Consider the following 19,419-nt stretch of genomic DNA (forward strand, 5'->3'; position numbering starts at 1 on the left):
TTCCTGGTTTGGCGCGTGGCGTTATTAGTGTTGGGTACCTGGATGCAGGAAAGTGCAGCGCTGCTGGGTTACGTTTACGTAAACATGGGTTTTAGCGCTGCAGAGCTAAATTAGCACAACAACCCCGCTGCAGTGCAATATCAGTAATGTAAGAGATTTCAGCCGTTGGTTTTTATGGGAAAACCCTGTTGGTTTAATTAAAACAAATAGTTATGTTGTTTTTTCGGCGTCGGGACGAGTAGTTGCGTCGCTCAAGAACGTTGAAAGGAGTTAAATTATTCAACCAAAGTTGTAAGCATAAGGTGCTCCATAAGAGGCTTAGCGGCACACTTACACACTTAATAGGATAACGTGATGGGAAGCAGTCGCGCTGGAGCAGGAAATCATTTGTTAAATATCCATGTGCTAGAAAATAAACCGCAAGCGCGGATGGTGGCGGCGTTGGTTCATCATGCGCAGCGTTTGGCCCGCCGCCGCTGGCGCCAGCTTGTGTGGCTAAGCGGCGATGCCGAGCAGTGCCAATCCCTTGCGCAGGCTTTATGGCAAGCCCACCCCTGGAGTGCGCCGTTATGGGTGGGGAGCGAACACCTTTCGCCACGCAAGGCGCGCACGCGCCTGGGCGCAGAGCACCAATTGGTAGTGCTCGACACCCACAGCACCGGGTTTGATCCCGAAGCCTTGGGGGCGCTGGCGGGAACGCTCACCGCCGGTGGTTTGCTGGTATTGCTCACCCCGCAGCCGTGGGGAGAGTCACCAGATCCAGACTACGCACGTTTTGCTGATCATCCCTGGCACTGGTCAGAGCTGAGCTGCCACTACCTGGCGCGCTTGGCGCGTCAGTTGCAGGCCTCGCCTCAGGTAGTGCGCTGGCGCGCTGACCAGACTCTGTATCTACCTCGACTGCCTGTGCGCAAAGCAGATGAAGCCGCAAGTGGCGATAGCGACTGCCTGACCTCAGACCAAGCCTACGCAGTGACACAGCTGGTTGGCTTAAAGCGCCGCCGCCCGTTGGTAATAACCGCTGATCGTGGGCGCGGCAAAAGCGCCGCGCTGGGCATTGCTTGTGCTCGGCTGCTGACCCACAAAGCCCAACGAGTAGTGCTAACCGCGCCGCGGCTGAGTGCGGTGGAGAGCGTGTTCGAGCGGGTAGCGGCACTCTGCCCGGACGGCCGTCGTGTCGCTACCGGCCACTTTGTGTTGGCCGAGGGCAGCGAACTGATTTTTTTACCCCCGGATGTGCTCACCGAGCAGGTTAACGCTCAGCAGCAGGGCGGTGATGGCAGTTATCTAATGGTCGATGAGGCGGCGGCGATTCCCGCTGCACTGTTGGGCCAGTGGCTCGCGGTCTTTCCGCGTATTGCTTTTGCCACCACGGTGCACGGCTATGAGGGGTCGGGAAGAGGCTTCGCCTTGCGCTTTCGCGCGACCCTTGATCGCCTGACGCCCCAGTGGAAAGCGCTAACGCTTAACGCACCGATCCGCTGGCGCAGCGGCGACCCGTTGGAAGCTCTGGTCAATCAACTGCTGTTGTTAAAAGCACCGCTGCCCAGCGCTCAGACGGATGGCAGCGCAGTGGCAACCAAGGTGATTGATCGAGCTCGCCTCGCCCATCAAGACGCTATGTTGGAGAAGCTGTTTGGGCTGCTGGTACAGTCGCACTACCGCACCTCTCCCAATGACCTGCGCCAACTGCTTGACAGCCCGGGTGCTCAGCTACGCATGATTGAGCAGGCAGGTGAACCTCAAGCGGTGTTGGTCACCCGTGAAGAGGGCGGCTTTGAGGCCACTATTGCCGACCGGGTCGCCCGCGGTGAACGACGTCCCCAGGGGCATTTGTTGGCGCAATCGTTGGCAACCCATGCCGGTAGCCGTGAGGCATTGACTGCCCGCTGGCGTCGCGTGGTACGTATCGCTACCCACCCCGAGCGGCGACGCCAAGGCTTGGGGCAAGCGTTACTAGGCGAGGATATGGACGCTGCCAAGCAGCAAGGTGCTGCACTTTATGGCGCGACCTTCGGCGCTGAAGCGTCACTGCTGCGCTTTTGGCTGGCGCTGGGTTTTACGCCGGTACGCTTAGGGATTACTCGGGAGACATCCACCGGGGAGTTCGCTGTCATGGTGGCTAAAGCGTTGAATTCTGAGGGCGAGGCGGTGCTTGCTGATCTTAGTGAGCGCTTCCAGACGGCGCTCCCAGCTCTGCTGGCTTTTGAACTCAAGGCGCTACCCGCAGCAGTGCTCGTAGTGCTGCTCGCTCAAATGCCAAGCATGCCACTGAGTGGCCGCGAGTGGCAGGATATCGAGGACGTAGCGACCGCCCATCGCGACCCCGCTCTTGCCCGCTCGGCTCTGCAAGCCTTGGCCCGCGTAGCCAGCCACCGCGCTTTAACTGAGACACAACAGCAGGCACATCAACAATTATCTGCCTGGGCGTTCCAAAATATCGCTCTGGCGGATGCTCATAACGACGCAGTGAAATCCCTGCGCCTCGCTGTCAACAGCCTCATTGAGGTAAAGTAGATTGGTTACCGATAACGAAGAGTCTTTATGAACGCACATCTTGACGCGCTTGAGCCCTCCTTGGTTTGGCGCCACTTTCGAACGCTTTGTAATACGCCGCGCCCCTCTGGGCATGAGGCGGCACTCGTCGCTACCCTCGAAAGCTGGGCCGATGCCCAAGGCCTCGCCCACGACCGGGATACCTTCGGTAATTTACGCCTGCTTAAGCCAGCCTCTCCCGGCTGCGAACAGGCGCCCGGCGTGGTACTCCAGGGCCACCTGGACATGGTGGCCCAGGCCAACAGCGATCATGCTCACGACTTTACCCGCGACCCGATCAGTACCTATGTGGCCGACGGCTGGCTGCACGCCGATGGCACCACTTTAGGCGCAGACAACGGATTGGGCGTGGCGGCGATTCTCGCCGTGCTGGAAGACCCTGATTTACGCCACGGGCCGTTGGAAGCGCTATTCACCTTGGAAGAAGAGACCTCCATGGGCGGCGCTCTGAACCTGGCTGAAAATTGGCTCGAAGGTTCGCTGCTACTCAACCTGGATAGCGAAGATCGGGGGCAGGTCTATATTGGCTGTGCGGGCGGGGCCGACGTTGAAGTCGATGCCCAACTGCCCAGTGCCGCCGCTGGCGACCACGAACGGGTGATCGAAATCGTCTTGACCGGCCTGAAGGGTGGCCACTCCGGCGCGGATATCCATAAGCCGCTGGGTAACGCCAACCGGTTGTTGGTTAGAGTGCTGCGCTCCCTTGAGGCGTTTGATGCGCGCTTGATTAGCTACCAAGGCGGCACCTTGCGCAATGCGATTCCCCGGGAAGCCTTTGCCCAGGTGGCGCTGCCCGCCGATGAAGTGGATGCGGCCATGGTGTCTATCGCCGGGTTGGAAACGATTCTGTTAAGAGAGTTAGGCAGTGGCGACAGCGGCCTTAAAATTAGCGCCCAACGTCTGACTGAGATACCCGACGCGGAGCCGCTAACCTTGGACGCCAGCGTTATGCTGCTGGCCGCGCTTCACGCTGCCCCCTGTGGCGTCGAGCGGATGAGCGCGGATGTGCCAGGCGTAGTGGAAACCTCCAATAACCTGGGCGTGCTAAGCCTGGAAAATGGCCGGTTACATCTCTGCGCACTGGTACGCTCACTCCACGACAGTGCGGTGGTGGCCATGGCGGATCGCTTTCAAGCGCTGTTTGGATTGATTGGCGCACGGGTAAAAGTTGAGAACAGCTACCCAGGTTGGGCGCCGAATCCGAATGGCGAGCTTCTAGCGACCTTTAAAGCCCGCCATGCGGCGCTGCTGGGCCGTGAGCCGGAGGTGAAGGTGATTCATGCGGGGCTCGAGTGTGGCATTCTTGGCAGCAAATACCCGCAGCTGGATATGATCTCCTTTGGGCCACTGATTCGCGGCGCCCACTCACCGGATGAGCGGGTGGAGTTAGCCTCTGTGGAAGAGTTCTGGCCGCTGCTGCGGGCGTTGATCGAGGATCTTGCCGATCAGCGCTGATCGTCCCACGCGAACACAAAAACGGCACCTACGCAGCGAAGGTGCCGTTCTTAGCTCAAAAGATGACGCTTACTTGCTTAAATAGGCGTTGAGCATCCAGATGGTTTTTTCCTGCTCGCGGATGTAGTCACCGGCTTGTGCGGCGGTGCCTTCATCGTCGGCGTCAGAGGCTAGCGACAGCAGTTCACGCTGCAGCTCAATGATTGTTTGGTACCCTTTGAGCACGCCTTTGACGCAGGTGTTACCGTCGTGAACGTCTTTATCTTCCTGAATGCGCGATAGCGTTACGTAGTCGCTGTAAGCGTGTACCGGCTTGTGACCCAGGGTCAGGATGCGCTCGGCAACCTCGTCCACTTTGGTCAGCAGGTCGGTGTAGAACTCTTCAAACTTGGCGTGCAGCTCGAAAAAGTCGCTACCGCGAACATTCCAGTGGTAGCCGCGTACGTTCATATAGAAAATTTGGTAATTGGCCAGCAGGTGGTTGAGCTTTTCTGCGAGTTGACTAGCGCTACCTTCGTGTAGGCCAATGCTGTTGGTGTCAGTCATATCCTGCTTCCTCTTTATGCCGCAGTGTTTATGCCACAGTAGGCGGCGGTTGATGCGTGCTTTCAGAATAGGGTGTAACTGTAGCGATGCAAAACAAGTTTTTTGCATCGCGGCCATAGATCTTTGAAATAGAACTTTGAAATTAGCGCTTTGCCATTAGTGCTTCGACATTAAGCCACTTTCGTTACCCTTTGCTGATTTAATAGATGCTGGCGGCGAGAGCTTTTTTCAAGGTCTACATACATTTCAAGGTCTGTGTACCCACAGACGAAGCAGGCTTTCACAGCGCGCTTCCAGCAGTTTAGCGGTGCGCGGTAGTGCGTCAGCTAACGTCATGGGGCCATCGGCTAACGCGAAAGCGGCGGTGACGCCTTCATCAAAACAGGCTTGCCAACCATCGCCTAGGCTGCCCGCCAGCACGATAACGGGTTTGTGGAGACGTTTGGCGGCACGGGAAACGCCAATGGGCGTTTTTCCCGCCAGGCTCTGCCCATCCAAACGGCCTTCGCCGGTAATCACTAGATCTGCTTTGGCCAAGAGCATCGCCATGTCGGCCTGCTGCATAATCATCTCAATGCCGGGCTTTAGTGTGGCATTTAAAAAAGCCTTGGCCGCAAACCCCATGCCGCCCGCGGCCCCTGCACCCGGCAGCGTTCGATAATCATCGCCTAATGCATGAGCGCTGATATCGCCGAAGTGACCAAGCGCACGATCCAACTGCTCGACTTCTTCAGGTGATGCACCTTTTTGCGGGCCAAATACCGCGCTGGCACCACGTTCGCCTAGCAGCGGGTTGTCCACATCAACGGCGGCTTCCAGGCTAAACTTGGCTAACCGAGGGTCTAGCCCATCGAGTTCTAAGCTAGCCAATTGGTTAAGCGCCGCGCCGCCGGGGGGAAGCGGTTCGCCGTGTTGATCTAAAAAGCGCGCGCCCAGTGCCTGCAGCATGCCTGCGCCGCCGTCATTGGTGGCGCTGCCGCCAAGCAGCAGCAGCGCTTTTTCTGCACCTTGATCCAGTGCCGCCAGCAGTAGTTCACCCACCCCAAAGGTAGAGGTGTGTAGCGCATTACGCTCGTCGGCCGCTAAGTGCTGTAATCCGCTGGCTTCAGCCAGCTCAATAAACGCGGTACGCTGGTCGCTCAGCCATCCCCAGGCTGCTTGACGAGGGCGGCCCAGGGCATCTTGAACGTTTAGCTGGCGCCGCTCGGCACCAGTAGCGGCGATGAGTGCGTCTAGACTGCCTTCGCCGCCGTCCGCTAAAGGGCAGACTTGAACGTGCGCCTCAGGTGCAGCGCGCTGCACGCCTCGCGCCATGGCAGTTGCGGCGTCTTGGGCGCTTAGTGCATCTTTGAAGCTGTCGGGGCAAAGCAAAACATTCATTAGCACGATCTCCGCAAAACGGTGTCTTCAATACGGTGTCTTCATTACCCTACAATGTCAGTTAAGTATGACCACCTTTGGCGAGCTTAGCGCGCTAGCCTGCGCCAAACCAGCGGCCTCGCCCATTTAGAGGGACTAACATGAAGTCGATACCCATAAGCTTAACCTGTCTGCTGGTACTTGCTGGCTGCCAAGTGGTTCCTGACCGTCTGCCCCAAGCGGAACCAGCGCCAGCGGCTTCGTGCTATTTCCCCGCCACCCATGAGCGGGCGCTGGAAACCAGCGTTGAGGTGCTCACCGAGTGGGGGTTTACCCTGAACTCTACCGATACTTCCCTGGGCTTGATCAGCGCCAGCCGCGAACGGCCACTGCACGGCTATTATGATCCTTACGACGATGCCTACAGCTATGGGCGTGGAATGCGCCTGTTTGGTGGTGTGGGCATAGGCCGCGGTGGTTCCGGTGTCGGTTTTGGCATCGGGGGGATTGGTTATGGCGGTGGCGTGGGCCAGCAGCCGGTGGAGGTGGAGCGTGTATCGCTATTGGTGGACGACACGCATATACGTATATCCCGAGATATTCGCCGCTTCGATCACTGGGGTGATCTGCGTGAATCCTACAGTGCCAGCAACGACGATTTCTGTCAGCGCTTTCAAACCAGTTTTACGCAAACCGTCCCTGCGACTGGGAGGCCGTTATGAGAATGCGCCACTGGTTGTTAATCGGGCTACTGGGTGGATTGGTTGGCTGCGCGACGACAACGCCTTTGGAACCCCGTGAACTGGTTTACGCTACCTCTGCAGAGGAAACCTTCCGCGAAGCCGTGGAATTGATGGTGGAGCAGGGCTATGTGGTACGCCATGCGGATCTGTCGTTGGGGCGCGCCGAGGCATCCCTTGCCCGCTGGCCGGAGTATCGCCTGCAACTGCAGGTAAGCGAAGAGGGCAGGGGCAGCCGCGTTAGTGTGTCGGCGCTGAAGGGAAGTCAGCCCTTGCCGCCCTATTTGCTCGACCCTTGGCTTGTCGCCTTGCAACATAAATTAGGTGTCGCGCCATGAAGTGGGCGGGTACCGCAGTAGCCGTTTGCTTGGGTATGAGTGGCTTTGTGGTCAGCCCCGATGCCCGTGCCCACCCTCACGGCTGGATCGACCTGAGTGTGCGGGTCATCACCGATGATCAGGGCATGGTGAGTGGCCTGCATCAAACCTGGCGGATGGATCCCTTCTACAGCCTGGTCGTTTTTGAAGAACTACAGCAGGTGGAAAACGCCAGTCTAGAGGAGGGGCTGGATCAGCTTGGCAAAGAGATTCGCGATAATCTCGCCGCGCAGCACTATTTAACCGAAGTGAGTATTAATGGTGAACACCAGGCGTTGGGTGAGGTAAGCGAATATACCGCCATGGAGCGGGATGGGCGGCTTACCTTTATGTTTATCCTGCCGCTGGAAGCGCCCCAACCGCTGACAGATGCCATGCTTAGCTACCAAGTGTTTGACCCCACCTACTACATCGAAGTGGTGCACGAGGAGGAAGGTGGCCAGCCACGGGATGATGCACTGATACTTCACGGTGAGCCTGTCTGTGAGTTGTCTATTCTCCCCGCGGATCCCGACCCTGAGTTGGTGATGCAAGCGGCGCTGCTCGATAAAGATGAGAGTGGTGAGCCCGGCTTGGGGCGCTATTTTGCCGAAACCGGTCAAGTTGATTGTCGCTAGGCGCTGTTCGAAAACAGGCAGAGCCGTGCTATTTTATGGCCTTGTTACTTTATAACAGCTTTTTCGGTGGAGCGGTTAAATGTTTTTAACACGGCCCTTTACACGTCAATTAGGGTTAATGCTGGGTCTGCTGCTAGCCGCAGCAGTGCTCATCATCGTTTGGCAAGGCGGGTTTCAGAGCGTGAGCTATCAGCTACTTGGTTGGCAGCGTGATCTGCACCGTTCGCTAACGCTGGCGATTACCGAACTGTCGCGCACCCCCACCATGGCGACCTGGGTGAGCCTGCTAGGCATTAGCTTCGCTTATGGCGTCTTTCATGCCGCCGGGCCGGGGCACGGTAAAGCCGTCTTGGCGACCTACTTAGCCTCCCACGGCGGTGCGGTAAAGCGCGCCTTGGGGCTCTCTTTTGCTGCCTCCTTACTGCAAGGCGTGACCGCCATTGCGCTGGTCGTTGTGCTGGTTTACGGCCTAGGCTGGATAACCCGGCAGGCCATGGGTAGCGTTGCCTGGGTCGAGCAGGCTAGTTTTCTGCTGGTGGCGGCGTTAGGGGCGTGGCTATGCTGGCGGGCCGTCAAGCAGTTGCGGCGAGCCTATCAGCCGGAGCGAGCGGCTCATTCGCACAGCCCAGGCCATGAACATAATCCAAACCACGAACATAGCCATGGTCATGACCACAGCCACTGTTGCGGTGGTGCTCACCATATTGAACCGCATCAGACGTTAGATTGGCGTACGGCGATGATGACGGTCGGCGCCATTGGTATGCGTCCCTGTAGTGGGGCGGTATTAATGCTGGGGGCAGCCAGCTTGCTGGGTCAGTTTGAGGTGGGGGTAGCATCGGTAGTGGCCATGTCGATCGGCACTGGGATAACCGTATCAGCGCTTGCCCTGGCGAGCATTTTTGCCCGTGGCTGGGCGCAGCGGCGCTTATCCAAGCAGCAGTACAGCCAGCGCAGCGTACAAAAAGCCACCGGCTGGGTGGCCTTGGCCGGTGGTGCGCTGATAGTAGTACTAGGGATTTCGCTTAGTGTTGCGGGCGTCGCACAGCCTGCCAGTGGGCCGCTCCTCAATGAGCCACCTGCTCGTCAAGGCCACCCATTAACGGGGTAAAAGTCGTCTATATATCAAGCCGTCGATAAGTGCCAGTAACTGATCCCGTAACTGCGCCTGGCCATCCAGGTCGTAGGGTTCGGGGCTGCCATTGCCCCATACCGGTGCCGGCCAGGTCGCATCGCTGTGCCGTCTAAGCACAACGTGTACATGCAGTTGGCTAACCACATTGCCTAGCGAGGCAATATTGATTTTGTCCCCCTTAAGCGCTGTTTTCATTGCTTCACCTAGCTGAGTGGCTTCATACCAAAGCTGTTGTTGGTCATGGGCCGAAAGCTCGAACACCTCGCTGATAGAGATCTGGCGTGGTACTAGAACCACCCAGGGGTAGCGCGCGTCATTCATTAACAGCACGCGGCTAAGCGGCAGGTCTGCGATGGGTAAGGTGTCGGCAGCAAGGCGTTCATCTAGCTCGAATTTGATCAAATCATAGCCTCCAGGCAGCGGTTTAAATAATTATTAGCATAACAGCCGCGAAGTGAAGTAGGGAAAGCGAGCGCGATTGCCAAAACGCTGTTACCCTGAAAAAACTCCCAAGTGGCAAATTACGCTGCCAGTGGAGTTTCCCGATGTTGAATGATTCGTTAAGGAGAACGGAAAATGAAAAAATTATTAGCCATGAGCTTTATGCTGCTGATAACAGCGGGCGTTCTAACGGGTTGCAATACTATTGCTGGCGCTGGCCAGGATGTTGAAGAGGGTGGTCAAGCTGTCCAGGATGCAGCAAGTTAAGGTTGCATGAAAGATGGTAGCATCCCACGAGCTAGGCTAACGCCTGGCCCGTGGGGTTTTATAGCCTATCCCCATAACTTACTTTTTGGAGATTCAAGGATGAAACCCTGTACTTCTTTGGTTAAGTTTGCCGCTGTTAGCGCTTGTGCGCTGCTGTTAACAGCCTGTGTTAATTCGCAAATGCCGATTTCCCCTGCCAACGATGACGTAGACGCAGCGCCACCGCCGCCAACGGTAGGGGCGAATGGCGCCAGTGATGAGTACGCCGCCACCTGTGATTTAGACGCGATTCAATCGGCTATCGGTGAGCCTTTCGATGAGGCTAACGCTGCACAGTTACAAAGCGATAGCGGTGCGCGACAAGTGCGTGTACTTCGCCCTGGTGATATGGCCACCATGGATCACCGCCCGGATCGTTTGAATGTGCATCTTGACGATCAGGATATGATTGAAGATCTGCGCTGTGGCTAACGTTTTGTCACCTTAAAATCAGCACAACGCAGGCGGCGGTCAATAATCCCATGGTGATATTGAACCCCCGCCATGCGCCGTCGCTTTTGATCCACTGCCCAATAGCTGTGCCAAAAGCCGCCCATAAGGCAATGCAGGGCAGAGCCACCATCTCCGCAAAACCTGCCAGTAGCAGCGCATTAAATACCGGTTGGCCGCTTTCGGGTAGAAAACCCGCCATCAGTGCCAGCCCCATTACCCACGCTTTTGGATTGGCGAACTGAAACGCCGCTGCCTGCCAAAACGTGAAGGGTACGCTATGGGTCTGCGCCTTAAGATTGGGCGGCGGGGCGCTGGCAATTTTCCAAGCCAAATAGAGCAAATACGCGCTGCCTATCCAGCGCAGTGCTGTTTGAATCGCCGGGTAGCGTTCAAACAGCACGCCCAAGCCCAGTGCTATACCTGCAAACAACAAAAAGCAGCCGCCTAAAATCCCCCACATATGCGGCAGCGTACGCCTAAAGCCGAAGTTAGCGCCAGAGGCGGTAAGCATAACGTTATTCGGCCCTGGGGTAAGCGTCATCGACATCATATAGAGCGCGGCCGGACCGAGGATTACCCATTCGCTATTCATTTATTGTATCCATACAATTTGGTGATAAGGATTGTTTTGTTGCCGATTTTGCTAGCATAATGGGGTTTAAATTGACGTCAAAGGTTTTATTGTCACCATGACAATGTGGGTGCCTTCGCTAGCTGAATTTTCTGGTTCACGCTACCGCGCTATTGCCAGTGCCATTGAAGCCGCTATCCAGGCGGGAACACTACTGCCAGGGGAGCGATTGCCGCCCCAGCGCCGCTTGGCGGATGCGCTAGGTGTGACCATTGGCACGGTAACCCGGGGATACGCTGAGGCTGAACGCAATGGCTGGGTGTCGGCACGGGTGGGTAGCGGCACCTATGTGAAGAGCCAAGACCAAAACAATGCTTTTAGCCTGACGTTTCCCGCTGACGAAACGGCCGGTGTGATCGATTTAAGCCTTAGCCTGCCACCGCCCCACCCGTTGCGGCAGACGCTGTTGAGCGAAGCGCTGGTCGCTTTAAGTCAATCCGGGGCAGCATTAGCACGTGGTGTAACTTACCAACAGGCCCAGGGGCGTCATGAGCATCGTGAAGTACTCGCTCGCTGGTTAAATACTTTGGGTATGCCGCTGATGGCCGATGAGCTGCTCATTACCCAGGGTGGGCAGCATGGCCTTAGTTTGGCGCTCAGCACCTTGCTAAGGCCGGGCGAGCTGTTGGCCGCTGATGCCTTGACCTATCCCGGTGCCATCAGCGCTGCGCAGCAGGGGCATCTAAAGTTGGTAGGCATTGGTCAAGACAGTGAAGGGATGCGCATGGATCTGCTTGAGGCGCAGTGTGCCCGGCAGCCACCTAGAGCGATTTATCTAACGCCGGAACAGAACAACCCCACCGGCGCGTGTTTAAGCGAATCGCGCCGCGAGCGACTGGTAACGTTGGCACGGCGCTACGATATCTGGCTGATTGAAGATGGCGTGCAGTATCTACCCGCTGAGCAGCGCGGTACACCCCTTTACAGGCTTGCGCCGGAGCGCACGCTGTTTGTGTTTAGTACCGCTAAAGTGCTGGCGGGTGGGCTACGAATTGGCGTACTGCGTGCGCCTAAAAGCTTGCACGAGCGGTTAGCGACAGGCCTTCGCGCTCAGAGTTGGATGGTGCCACCGCTAATGGTCGATGTGGTTTGCCATTGGATTAATCAGCCCGCGGCGGAAAAATTACTTACCTGGCAAACTCAGGAGCTCGCGGAGCGTCAGCAGTTGGCTGCCGAATGGCTAAAAGATTTTTCCTTAAGCGGGCGTTCGCACAGCAGCAATGTATGGCTTGCGCTGCCAGAGGGGAGCCGGGCCGTAGAGCTGTGTGAACGGCTACTGCAGCGGGGCGTTAAGGTCAGCAGCGCAGAGCCCTTTTGTGTCGGGAGCACGCCAGCGCCCCAAGCGATTCGGCTATGTGTTGGGGCCGCGGCGGATCGCAGTGAACTGATTCAGGCATTGAGTATCGTCGCCGCCTGTTTAACCGAGCGCCCATTAGCCCCTGTCACTTTGTGAATTACTCGTAGCGGTCTTTCCAGCCCTGGTGGCGCACCTGGTCTTTAAGCATTTCGAGGACGTCGTACAGCACCTGCTCGGTGACCCGATTGCTGCCTTCGTCAACCGTCAGCCAGGTGTCGAAGCCGCTGTCGGCGGTGCGCTCCACTAACTGCCTAAACTCATCCGAATGAATGCCTAGCAGCAGCTCATCGACTAGCCGTTGAGCAACGCCGCTGAGTGATGCTTCCATCGCGCTGGTGGCCTGCTGCCCCATGGGCAGGCGATTAAGGCGCTGAATCTCGGGGCTTTCCCGTAGCGTGCGGCTAACTAAATCACTGATTGCCGCCATAATGGATTGGCGGTTGTGCTGGTAGGCTTTGCCGATAGTGCTCTCCAGCCGCTGAGCGATCTCATGAATCAGCTGAGCTTTGCGGGGCATGATCACACGTTCAATGACGCGCTCGGTCAGCGAATCGCTGGCGCGTATCTGCTGCTGTACATTGCCCAATAGACGCAGGGCGATGCGGTCGGAAAGCTCCTCAAGCAGAATGTCGTAATACTTGGCCACAAATTGATAGATGTACCAGTGGGTAACATCAATAAGGCCGATGCGATGCAGCCGATTGATTAACGATACAACGCGTAAAATACGCAGTAGTCGGAAGCCCGCGAGGGGAATGCAGCCCAGCACATCGTACCAGTGCACGAAGGGGTAGAAAAACCAGCGGTGGTAGCGCCGCTCGGCAATCGCGATTGACCAGCCCAGCAGTACGTCGGCGATAAAAAAGCTGACAAATACCAGGTCGATGGTGATAAAACGGCTATGAATCACGTCATCGTAGAAGGTGTGAAAACCGGGGGCGAGGTTGGCGATGCCCTGGTTAATAGGGTCAAGCAGAAACAGCGAATCAAACAGCAGTAGCGATAGATTAATCACCACTAGCGTCAGGATAAAAAAATCCCAACCAATATGGGCGTATTCAACCGCTTTAGGCAGGTGTGGATAGCGTTCCCTGGCGGGCATACGAACTCCTTGTCGTTGGGTCTTTAATGGGCCTGGGACTGGTAATGCTGCTGGGTCAGCAGTTCCTCTTTTTCTGCCTGTTTGCGTAATTTTTTGCGCAGTGCCGCCTTTTCAAAACGCAGTTCCTGGAGCGGTGTGGCCAACTTGAGCGGCGGTACGCTAGCGGGTTTACCATCAGCGTCCACTGCTACCATGGTGAGGTAGCAACTGTTGGTATGACGGATCAGCTTATTACGAATATCTTCAGCCACGACCTTGATGCCCACTTCCATCGACGAGCGACCAACATGATTAACGCTGGCCAGAAAGGTGACCAGCTCACCGACATGAATCGGCTGCTTAAACAACACCTGATCCACTGACAGCGTCACGACATAGTGGCCCGAATAGCGGCTGGCGCAAGCAAAAGCGACTTCATCGAGCTTTTTAAGAATTGCACCACCATGGACTTTGCCGCTGAAATTCGCCATATCGGGCGTCATCAATACGGTCATGGAGAGTTCATGCTGCCCAGGTAGGGCAGCGTTAGCGCTGATTTCGGCGTCTGTCATTCGGTGCTCCTGCTCCTACGTGAGACCAATAACGGCTGCCCGTTACTCATATGCTGGGCAAACGGAGCGACGGGCAGTCATTGGCGGTTGTTTAAAACCATACCAGACCGACGGAAATAATAATGCCGGTGATAAAAAGCTGAATCAGGCAGAAGCCCATAATATCTTTCGCCTTTAGGCCCGCAATGGCGAGCACCGGGAGTGCCCAGAAGGGCTGTAGCAGGTTAGTCCAGGCATCGCCCCAAGCCACCGCCATGGCAACCCGCGGAATATCAGCTCCTAAGGCCTGAGCAGCCGGTAGCATCACCGGTGCCTGAACTGCCCACTGGCCGCCGCCGGAAGGGACGAATAGGTTGACAATACCCGCGCTGATAAACGACCAGAACGGCAGTGTATTGGTGGTGGCAAAGGAGACCAGCCACTCGGACATGCTCTCTGCTAGCCCGGACTGCACCATAATGGCCATGATGCCAGCATAAAATGGGAATTGGATGACAATCCCTGCGCCGCCTTTAATAGCTTCGTGCAGGCTATTGAGCAGATTGCGTGGCGTGCGGTGCAACACAATGGCTAGGAACAGAAACATAAAGTTAACGACGTTAAGGTTTAAGCCGCCACCCCTTAGCAGGAAGTGATCAAGCAAGAACAGCAGCCCCGGTACACCGACCAGCAGGGCGAGGGTAAAGCTATTTTCCAGGCGTTCAGCAGGACGAGTAATGCGGCCAACCGGCTCGGGCTCTTCATTCAGAACATTTGGGTCGACATAGACGCTATCCTTCTCATCCGGCAGCATCATGCGGTTTACCAGTGGGATGGCAATAAATAGGCAGGCCACAATAGCGAGGTTGAAGAAGGCGAAAATCGTAGAGCCGGTACCAATCACTCCAATTTGATCGGCGGAAAAATGCCCTTCGGTAGCGATGGTTAGCGGTATTGAGCCTGCCAAACCGCCGTGCCACACCACAAAGCCTGAGTAAGCACTGGCCACTAATAGCCGATAGTCAACGCGGATCAATCGGGCCAGTTCTTTGGCAAATAGCGCGCCGACCACAAGGCCAAACCCCCAGTTAATCCAGCTGGCCGCCAATGAGACCAGCGTCACTAGGATGATTGCACCGCCAGGGGATTTAGCAGTACCGGCTATTTTCTGCAGAATGCGTTTTACTGGTGGTGAGCTTGCCAGCATAAAACCGGTGACCAGTACCAGCAGCATTTGCATAGAGAACGTCAGCAAGCCCCAGAATCCATCGCCCCAGAAGCGTAGTACTGCCAGCGGTGTTTGCCGCTCAATGGCGATTGCGGCGGCCGAGGCAATTAACGTCAGCAATAGTACGAAAATATACGGGTCGGGGAGATAGCGCTCCACCAGCTTTACCGCCGGTTTTGAGATCATTTTAAGCATGGGATGCTCTCTTTATTCATTATTAGGAAGTGGCTAAGCAAGGTCTTGGAAGTGTAACGGCATAGCTAATATACGGGTGAGTACGGAAATTTTCACGTTGAAGCTGCCCGCTTAATCTTACGTTAGCGTAGTTGAGGTTAATTGCGCCTGTTTTAACGCTAATGGTTTAACCGGTAGGGGCGATGGTAGTGAAAATAGTAGTAGGCGATCAGCACCGCCGAGCGCACCAGCGTGAACAGCATAAACGCCAGCCAGAGCCCATGATTGCCCAGTCCCTGGGTTAGCCACCAAATGGGCAGATAGGCGGCTAGGCCAATAAAGATACTGTTACGCATTTCACGTACCGCAGTGGTGCCAATAAACACCCCATCAAGGAGGTAGCTCCATACCGCAATCAGCGGCATGACGACCATCCAGGGCAAGTACTGCGCCGCAGTTGCACGCACCTCTTCAAGGCCAGTGAGCAGCGCAATAAGCGCATTGCCACCCAGCGCGAACAGCAGGGCGGCAGCGCCAGCCGTCCATAATGAAAATCGCGCGGCGGCGCGCACAGTGGCGGCAAATTCCTGCCAATCCTGACGGCCATAGGCGCGCCCAATCAGTGATTCGGCAGCGTGGGCAAAGCCGTCCAGGGCGTAGCTGGTGAGCATGATAAATTGTAGCAGCACAGCGTTGGCAGCAAGCACTGTGTCGCCTTGACGAGCACCCTGGGCGGTAAAGAACGCCATGGCAAACAGCAGGCCGAGAGTGCGCACAAATAGGTTGGCGTTGACGTTAAACAGGGCTGTGTAAGCTGCGAGTGCCAGCAGACGCTCGCGCAAAAAATGGCCATCCAGACGGGTTAGCTGGCGTAGCACCAGGTAGCTGCCAAACGCTAGGGCACTGTAGTCAGCGATTACGCTCGCCCAGGCCACGCCGTTGCTGGTCATTCCCAGACCCACCACAAACCATAAATCCAGCACGATATTAACGCTGTTGGTGAGCAGTAGAATCATTAGCGTAACGCGGGAGTTCTGTTGGCCCAAAAACCAGCCCAGAATGGCGTAGTTGGCGAGCACCGCCGGTGCAGACCAGAGGCGTATATGGGCGTACTCGCGGGCTAAATCGGTCGCTACTTCACTACCATCTAAGAGCCATAAACCGAGCGTAATCAGCGGCGAGGCAAACACAATCAGCAGGCTACCAATCACCAGCGCCATGATCAGCGACTGCCCCAGCAGGTTGCGCACGTCTGTATCGCTCTCGCGCCCCATGGCTTGGGCGACTAGCCCCGTAGTACCCATGCGCAAAAAGCCAAACCCCCAATAGAGGAAGCTAAACAGTGTGGCGCCGAGGGTAACGCCGGCTAAGTAGCGGGAGTCGGGCAAGTGCCCGACCACAGCGGTATCCACCAACCCGAGCAGCGGGACGGTGATATTGGAGAGGATGATTGGCCAAGCAAGGGCCCAAATCCGCATTCGGCTTAGGCGGCAGTGATGATGCGGTACTTCTTCATCAACTGTTCTTGGCTTTCGTGGCGTTCAGGGTCAAGCGGAATGCAGTCCACCGGGCAGACCTGTTGGCATTGAGGTTCGTCATAGTGACCGACGCACTCGGTGCATAGGTTAGGGTCGATGACGTAGATCTCCTCACCGGGGGAGATCGCATCATTGGGGCACTCGGGTTCGCAGACGTCGCAGTTAATGCACTCGTCGGTAATCATCAGGGCCATGGGCATACCTCGCAGATGGCATTAACACTCGGGCTTTGCACGAAAACTGCTTGCGCTCGTCCATACGTTGTTAAAAATCGGCTCAAAATACTCATTTACACCCTGTAAACTCCGTTTTTTCGCCGATTTTTGCCTAGTCTGGCCTTCGCTCAGCGACTTTTCGTACAAACCCCTAAGGTATCAATAGCAATACCTGAGTGTTTTACTCAACAATGGCGTTGGCTAGCTAGTGTAGTGGTTACGCAGCGCTTCGGCGACCTGAGGATGCACCAGGGGGGAAATATCGCCGCCAAGCTTGGCAATTTCGCGCACGATGGTTGAAGAGATATACGAATTTTGTACCGCGGGGGTTAAAAACACGCTCTCCAGCTCCGGGTTTTGTGCGCGGTTCATATTGGCCAACTGCAGCTCGTACTCAAAGTCAGAGACCGCGCGCAGGCCGCGCAGAATGATTGTCGCACCCTGTTCGTGCATCATGGTTGTGAGCAGGGTCGAGAAGCCGATCACCTCAACGTTGGGCAGCGGCGCGCAGACCGCTTTCACTAAGCTCATGCGCGTTTCCAAGTCGAGGTGGGGGCTTTTGCCAGGGCTTGCCGCCACCGCGATGACCACTTTGTCGAACATCCGTGCGCCGCGCTCGATCAGGTCAAAATGGCCATTGGTGATAGGGTCGAAGGTGCCGGGGTAGACGGCGATATTCAGTTTGCGCGTGGTCATTCCTCGCTCTCCTCGTCCAGGCAGCCAAACGGGTTATCGCTGGTTAAGGAGACGGCGTGGTCGTAACCGGGGATATGAATCCGGTCAGCGTGAATATCCAGCTCTGGGCCCTCCAGCACCGCTTCACCAAACTGATAGCGTGGAGCGTAGTGGCCACGGTCTGCCTGGGCCAAGTAGGCCGCTGCCGCTTCGCGGGTGATTTCGCGACGGGTTTTCCAGGCGTTCACCGCCGCCGCGCCGTGGCGCTGCGTCAGCAGGCGTTCGGTCACCGCAGGTGAAAGCACCACGCCGGTGGCGTTGTTGCCGCCGAAGCCCTTGGCGTTAATAAAAGCAGCGTCCGCGCGAAAAGTTTGTGCCGTTTGAGAAAAGCGCAGCCGCTCAGCATAGACATCGTCAGCCACCGTATCCAGCGTGGGAATGCCCGGCAGCAAGTCGTGGGCAAAACTACCCAGTGCGCTCGCCAACTGGTCGCCCGCCGCGGAGCCTTGTGAGTGGCCAATAAAGGCTTTAATCGCCACTACGGGCCAGTCGCTAATGCCGTTGGCGCGGGCAATTTCGTCGAACACATGGGATTCGGTAATGCGGTTTTTGGGTGTGCTGGTGCCGTGAGCGTGCAAAAAGCTGCGCTCTTTAAGGGATTTTTCGCCCAGCATATCGCGCACCAACGCAGTCGCTTTGCCGAGGGTGATGTAGTTGCCGATGCCCGGCGCCGAAATCGAGCGCTTGTAGCCATCGGCATTAACGAACACATCAGGCACCGCACCGAGAATATCCGCGCCGACTTCCAACGCTAGGGCATCGTCCATCAGCAGCACGAACTGGCTGGCTTCCGCCATGGTAAAGCCACAGTTGCGCGCAAACGGACGGCAGGCGCGCTGATAATCGCTGTCGGTGAGCAGCTCCAGAGCATCCAGGGCTTTCAGACCAGCGTCGTCAGCTAGCGCACCCATGGCCCGGAAACCCTCGATGATTTCCGGGGTGATGGGAGCGTCTGCAGTACCCACCATCACCACACGACGGCGTCCGGCGCGAATGTCATCAATACCCAGGCGCAGGTTATAGAGAAAGCTGGCACAGGCGCCTAACGCTGCGCCTGTGCCACCTACGCTACCCAGTACATAGGCATTCAAAAAGTCGGCGGGCATCTGACCATAGCCCAGAGGCATTTGCTTGGAGGTGGCGCGTTGACCACTCACCAGGCTTTTCAGTAAGCCGCCCCAGCCTTGATCGTCTAGCTGTCCAATGGAGTTCCCGGCGTACACGGCAATATGATCCGGATTTAACTGTTGGCGCAGCGTCTCCCAAGAAAGACCGCTGGCGCCCAGGCAGTCGCTGGCACCAAATACCGCCAGCGATAGCCCGCGGGGGTGGTGCACGCTGCGGTAGAGGTTTGCGGGGTCAAAGCCGCTGGGTAGCTGGGCCGCCGCGCGTACCTTGGGTAACTGCGCGTCGGGAAGCAGTACCTCTAACACCCCTGCAGGTACGCTCACCTCTACCTCGCGGACATCAATGTCGCGCACCTGCCAATCCTCCGGCAGGTGTTCGGGTAACTGGCGGCGGCGCAGGGTAAAGCGTAGCGGCTCGGCCAACTGCATACTGGCTTGCCGGTTTGACGGCATGCCAGGGTCGAGAAAGCGAGGGTCTTCGTTGCGTCGGATCAGGGTGTGGTTCAGCACCTGATCGCGCAGCGACTGCGCTGGAGCCTCTACGGGCTGACCTTGACTATCGTGCCACCCCTCTTCGGAGTGCTCGACTAGACGCATAAGCGCGGCCAAGCCTTCCAGTGTCTGGCGTTGCTGGTCAGCAGGAAGGGCATCAAGCACGGTGCGGCGGAAGGCCTGATGGCCAGAGGTTCTGCCAGCGGGATTGATGCCGCCCATGCCGACAATCACCGGTAAGTGTGACAAGCCGGGTTCCTCGTGGTGCGGTGGTGGTAATAACAATTATCGGCAAAAGTACTCGG

General features: G+C 56.9%; 20 protein-coding genes. 9 read left to right on the top strand and 11 right to left on the bottom strand.

Annotation, left to right across the window (positions count from 1 at the left end; all coding sequences use genetic code 11):
• The first annotated feature begins 354 nt into the window (after positions 1–354).
• Together E0L35_RS05210 and E0L35_RS05215 are read left to right on the top strand one after the other, a co-directional pair.
• Complete coding sequence (locus E0L35_RS05210) at positions 355–2,517, top strand: GNAT family N-acetyltransferase (protein ID WP_249362096.1); 2,163 nt, start codon at positions 355–357, stop codon at positions 2,515–2,517.
• A 27-nt stretch (positions 2,518–2,544) separates the two neighbouring features.
• The gene (locus E0L35_RS05215; protein ID WP_138799846.1) at positions 2,545–4,011 is read left to right on the top strand and encodes an aminoacyl-histidine dipeptidase; all 1,467 of its coding nucleotides are present in this window, start codon (positions 2,545–2,547) and stop codon (positions 4,009–4,011) included.
• A gap of 69 nt (positions 4,012–4,080) precedes the next feature.
• Here E0L35_RS05215 and E0L35_RS05220 read toward each other — a convergent pair whose 3' ends face one another.
• Entirely contained in the window at positions 4,081–4,557 is a 477-nt protein-coding gene (locus E0L35_RS05220) for a Dps family protein (RefSeq protein WP_138799847.1), read from the bottom strand.
• 246 nt (positions 4,558–4,803) lie between these two features.
• Positions 4,804–5,937, bottom strand: coding sequence for a glycerate kinase (locus E0L35_RS05225; protein ID WP_138799848.1), 1,134 nt, complete (start codon positions 5,935–5,937; stop codon positions 4,804–4,806).
• Positions 5,938–6,077: 140 nt separating this feature from the next.
• On the opposite strand from E0L35_RS05225, the gene E0L35_RS05230 reads away from it, so the two are divergent.
• The 4 genes from E0L35_RS05230 to E0L35_RS05245 all read left to right on the top strand — a co-directional run bounded on the left by E0L35_RS05230 (position 6,078) and on the right by E0L35_RS05245 (position 8,761).
• Positions 6,078–6,638: a hypothetical protein gene (locus E0L35_RS05230; RefSeq protein WP_022522069.1), complete on the top strand. Its 561-nt coding sequence runs from the start codon at positions 6,078–6,080 to the stop codon at positions 6,636–6,638.
• Positions 6,635–6,994, top strand: a complete 360-nt coding sequence (locus E0L35_RS05235; protein ID WP_022522070.1) for a hypothetical protein — start codon at positions 6,635–6,637, stop codon at positions 6,992–6,994. Before E0L35_RS05230 ends, E0L35_RS05235 begins: the two co-directional genes overlap by 4 nt.
• Entirely contained in the window at positions 6,991–7,650 is a 660-nt protein-coding gene (locus tag E0L35_RS05240) for a DUF1007 family protein (protein WP_022522071.1), read from the top strand. The genes E0L35_RS05235 and E0L35_RS05240 overlap by 4 nt, the downstream gene beginning before the upstream one ends.
• A gap of 79 nt (positions 7,651–7,729) precedes the next feature.
• Entirely contained in the window at positions 7,730–8,761 is a 1,032-nt protein-coding gene (locus E0L35_RS05245) for a nickel/cobalt transporter (protein ID WP_138799849.1), read from the top strand.
• Here E0L35_RS05245 and E0L35_RS05250 read toward each other — a convergent pair.
• Positions 8,750–9,187 (bottom strand): HIT domain-containing protein, encoded by a 438-nt coding sequence (locus E0L35_RS05250; RefSeq protein WP_138799850.1) that lies wholly within the window; start codon positions 9,185–9,187, stop codon positions 8,750–8,752. The two genes, E0L35_RS05245 and E0L35_RS05250, sit on opposite strands and share 12 nt — an antisense overlap.
• Positions 9,188–9,361: 174 nt before the next feature.
• Between E0L35_RS05250 and E0L35_RS05255 the strand changes: the two genes are divergently transcribed.
• Positions 9,362–9,493, top strand: coding sequence for an entericidin A/B family lipoprotein (locus tag E0L35_RS05255; protein ID WP_053856985.1), 132 nt, complete (start codon positions 9,362–9,364; stop codon positions 9,491–9,493).
• Between the two features lie 99 nt (positions 9,494–9,592).
• Positions 9,593–9,964, top strand: a complete 372-nt coding sequence (locus E0L35_RS05260) for an I78 family peptidase inhibitor (protein ID WP_022522074.1) — start codon at positions 9,593–9,595, stop codon at positions 9,962–9,964.
• Between the two features lie 7 nt (positions 9,965–9,971).
• On the opposite strand, the gene E0L35_RS05265 is transcribed toward E0L35_RS05260, so the two are convergent.
• Positions 9,972–10,577 (bottom strand): LysE family translocator, encoded by a 606-nt coding sequence (locus E0L35_RS05265; protein ID WP_022522075.1) that lies wholly within the window; start codon positions 10,575–10,577, stop codon positions 9,972–9,974.
• A gap of 97 nt (positions 10,578–10,674) precedes the next feature.
• Here E0L35_RS05265 and E0L35_RS05270 point away from each other — a divergent pair, with 97 nt between their 5' ends.
• Complete coding sequence (locus tag E0L35_RS05270; RefSeq protein WP_009287462.1) at positions 10,675–12,069, top strand: PLP-dependent aminotransferase family protein; 1,395 nt, start codon at positions 10,675–10,677, stop codon at positions 12,067–12,069.
• A 1-nt stretch (position 12,070) separates the two neighbouring features.
• On the opposite strand, the gene E0L35_RS05275 is transcribed toward E0L35_RS05270, so the two are convergent.
• The 7 genes from E0L35_RS05275 to E0L35_RS05305 all read right to left on the bottom strand — a co-directional run bounded on the left by E0L35_RS05275 (position 12,071) and on the right by E0L35_RS05305 (position 19,336).
• A complete protein-coding gene (locus E0L35_RS05275; RefSeq protein WP_138799851.1) occupies positions 12,071–13,075 on the bottom strand; it encodes an ion transporter in 1,005 nt (334 codons plus the stop codon).
• Positions 13,076–13,098: 23 nt separating this feature from the next.
• Positions 13,099–13,626 carry an acyl-CoA thioesterase gene (locus E0L35_RS05280; protein WP_009287460.1) on the bottom strand — a complete coding sequence of 176 codons (528 nt, stop codon included), beginning with the start codon at positions 13,624–13,626 and terminating at the stop codon, positions 13,099–13,101.
• Positions 13,627–13,717: 91 nt separating this feature from the next.
• The gene (locus E0L35_RS05285; protein ID WP_022522076.1) at positions 13,718–15,028 is read right to left on the bottom strand and encodes a TIGR00366 family protein; all 1,311 of its coding nucleotides are present in this window, start codon (positions 15,026–15,028) and stop codon (positions 13,718–13,720) included.
• Between the two features lie 158 nt (positions 15,029–15,186).
• Positions 15,187–16,485 carry an MATE family efflux transporter gene (locus E0L35_RS05290; RefSeq protein ID WP_041159403.1) on the bottom strand — a complete coding sequence of 433 codons (1,299 nt, stop codon included), beginning with the start codon at positions 16,483–16,485 and terminating at the stop codon, positions 15,187–15,189.
• Positions 16,486–16,490: 5 nt separating this feature from the next.
• On the bottom strand, positions 16,491–16,739 hold the full coding sequence (locus tag E0L35_RS05295; protein ID WP_008957577.1) for a YfhL family 4Fe-4S dicluster ferredoxin: 249 nt from the start codon (positions 16,737–16,739) through the stop codon (positions 16,491–16,493).
• 222 nt (positions 16,740–16,961) lie between these two features.
• Positions 16,962–17,456 carry a pantetheine-phosphate adenylyltransferase gene (coaD, locus tag E0L35_RS05300; protein ID WP_027958630.1) on the bottom strand — a complete coding sequence of 165 codons (495 nt, stop codon included), beginning with the start codon at positions 17,454–17,456 and terminating at the stop codon, positions 16,962–16,964.
• Complete coding sequence (locus tag E0L35_RS05305) at positions 17,453–19,336, bottom strand: beta-ketoacyl synthase (RefSeq protein ID WP_138799897.1); 1,884 nt, start codon at positions 19,334–19,336, stop codon at positions 17,453–17,455. Before E0L35_RS05305 ends, coaD begins: the two co-directional genes overlap by 4 nt.
• Positions 19,337–19,419: the final 83 nt, after the last annotated feature.

The organism is Halomonas sp. ATBC28 (assembly GCF_005937175.1).
Taxonomy (GTDB): Bacteria; Pseudomonadota; Gammaproteobacteria; order Pseudomonadales; family Halomonadaceae; genus Vreelandella; species Vreelandella titanicae.

Coding starts and splice junctions, on each gene's coding strand:
- E0L35_RS05235 (WP_022522070.1), top strand. CDS start 6,635: ATGAGAATGCGCCACTGGTTGTTAATCGGGCTACTGGGTGGATTGGTT.
- E0L35_RS05230 (WP_022522069.1), top strand. CDS start 6,078: ATGAAGTCGATACCCATAAGCTTAACCTGTCTGCTGGTACTTGCTGGC.
- E0L35_RS05275 (WP_138799851.1), bottom strand. CDS start 13,075: ATGCCCGCCAGGGAACGCTATCCACACCTGCCTAAAGCGGTTGAATAC.
- E0L35_RS05290 (WP_041159403.1), bottom strand. CDS start 16,485: ATGCGGATTTGGGCCCTTGCTTGGCCAATCATCCTCTCCAATATCACC.
- coaD (WP_027958630.1), bottom strand. CDS start 17,456: ATGACCACGCGCAAACTGAATATCGCCGTCTACCCCGGCACCTTCGAC.
- E0L35_RS05255 (WP_053856985.1), top strand. CDS start 9,362: ATGAAAAAATTATTAGCCATGAGCTTTATGCTGCTGATAACAGCGGGC.
- E0L35_RS05285 (WP_022522076.1), bottom strand. CDS start 15,028: ATGCTTAAAATGATCTCAAAACCGGCGGTAAAGCTGGTGGAGCGCTAT.
- E0L35_RS05305 (WP_138799897.1), bottom strand. CDS start 19,336: ATGGGCGGCATCAATCCCGCTGGCAGAACCTCTGGCCATCAGGCCTTC.
- E0L35_RS05260 (WP_022522074.1), top strand. CDS start 9,593: ATGAAACCCTGTACTTCTTTGGTTAAGTTTGCCGCTGTTAGCGCTTGT.
- E0L35_RS05220 (WP_138799847.1), bottom strand. CDS start 4,557: ATGACTGACACCAACAGCATTGGCCTACACGAAGGTAGCGCTAGTCAA.
- E0L35_RS05265 (WP_022522075.1), bottom strand. CDS start 10,577: ATGAATAGCGAATGGGTAATCCTCGGTCCGGCCGCGCTCTATATGATG.
- E0L35_RS05280 (WP_009287460.1), bottom strand. CDS start 13,626: ATGACAGACGCCGAAATCAGCGCTAACGCTGCCCTACCTGGGCAGCAT.
- E0L35_RS05270 (WP_009287462.1), top strand. CDS start 10,675: ATGACAATGTGGGTGCCTTCGCTAGCTGAATTTTCTGGTTCACGCTAC.
- E0L35_RS05245 (WP_138799849.1), top strand. CDS start 7,730: ATGTTTTTAACACGGCCCTTTACACGTCAATTAGGGTTAATGCTGGGT.
- E0L35_RS05295 (WP_008957577.1), bottom strand. CDS start 16,739: ATGGCCCTGATGATTACCGACGAGTGCATTAACTGCGACGTCTGCGAA.
- E0L35_RS05215 (WP_138799846.1), top strand. CDS start 2,545: ATGAACGCACATCTTGACGCGCTTGAGCCCTCCTTGGTTTGGCGCCAC.
- E0L35_RS05240 (WP_022522071.1), top strand. CDS start 6,991: ATGAAGTGGGCGGGTACCGCAGTAGCCGTTTGCTTGGGTATGAGTGGC.
- E0L35_RS05210 (WP_249362096.1), top strand. CDS start 355: ATGGGAAGCAGTCGCGCTGGAGCAGGAAATCATTTGTTAAATATCCAT.
- E0L35_RS05225 (WP_138799848.1), bottom strand. CDS start 5,937: ATGAATGTTTTGCTTTGCCCCGACAGCTTCAAAGATGCACTAAGCGCC.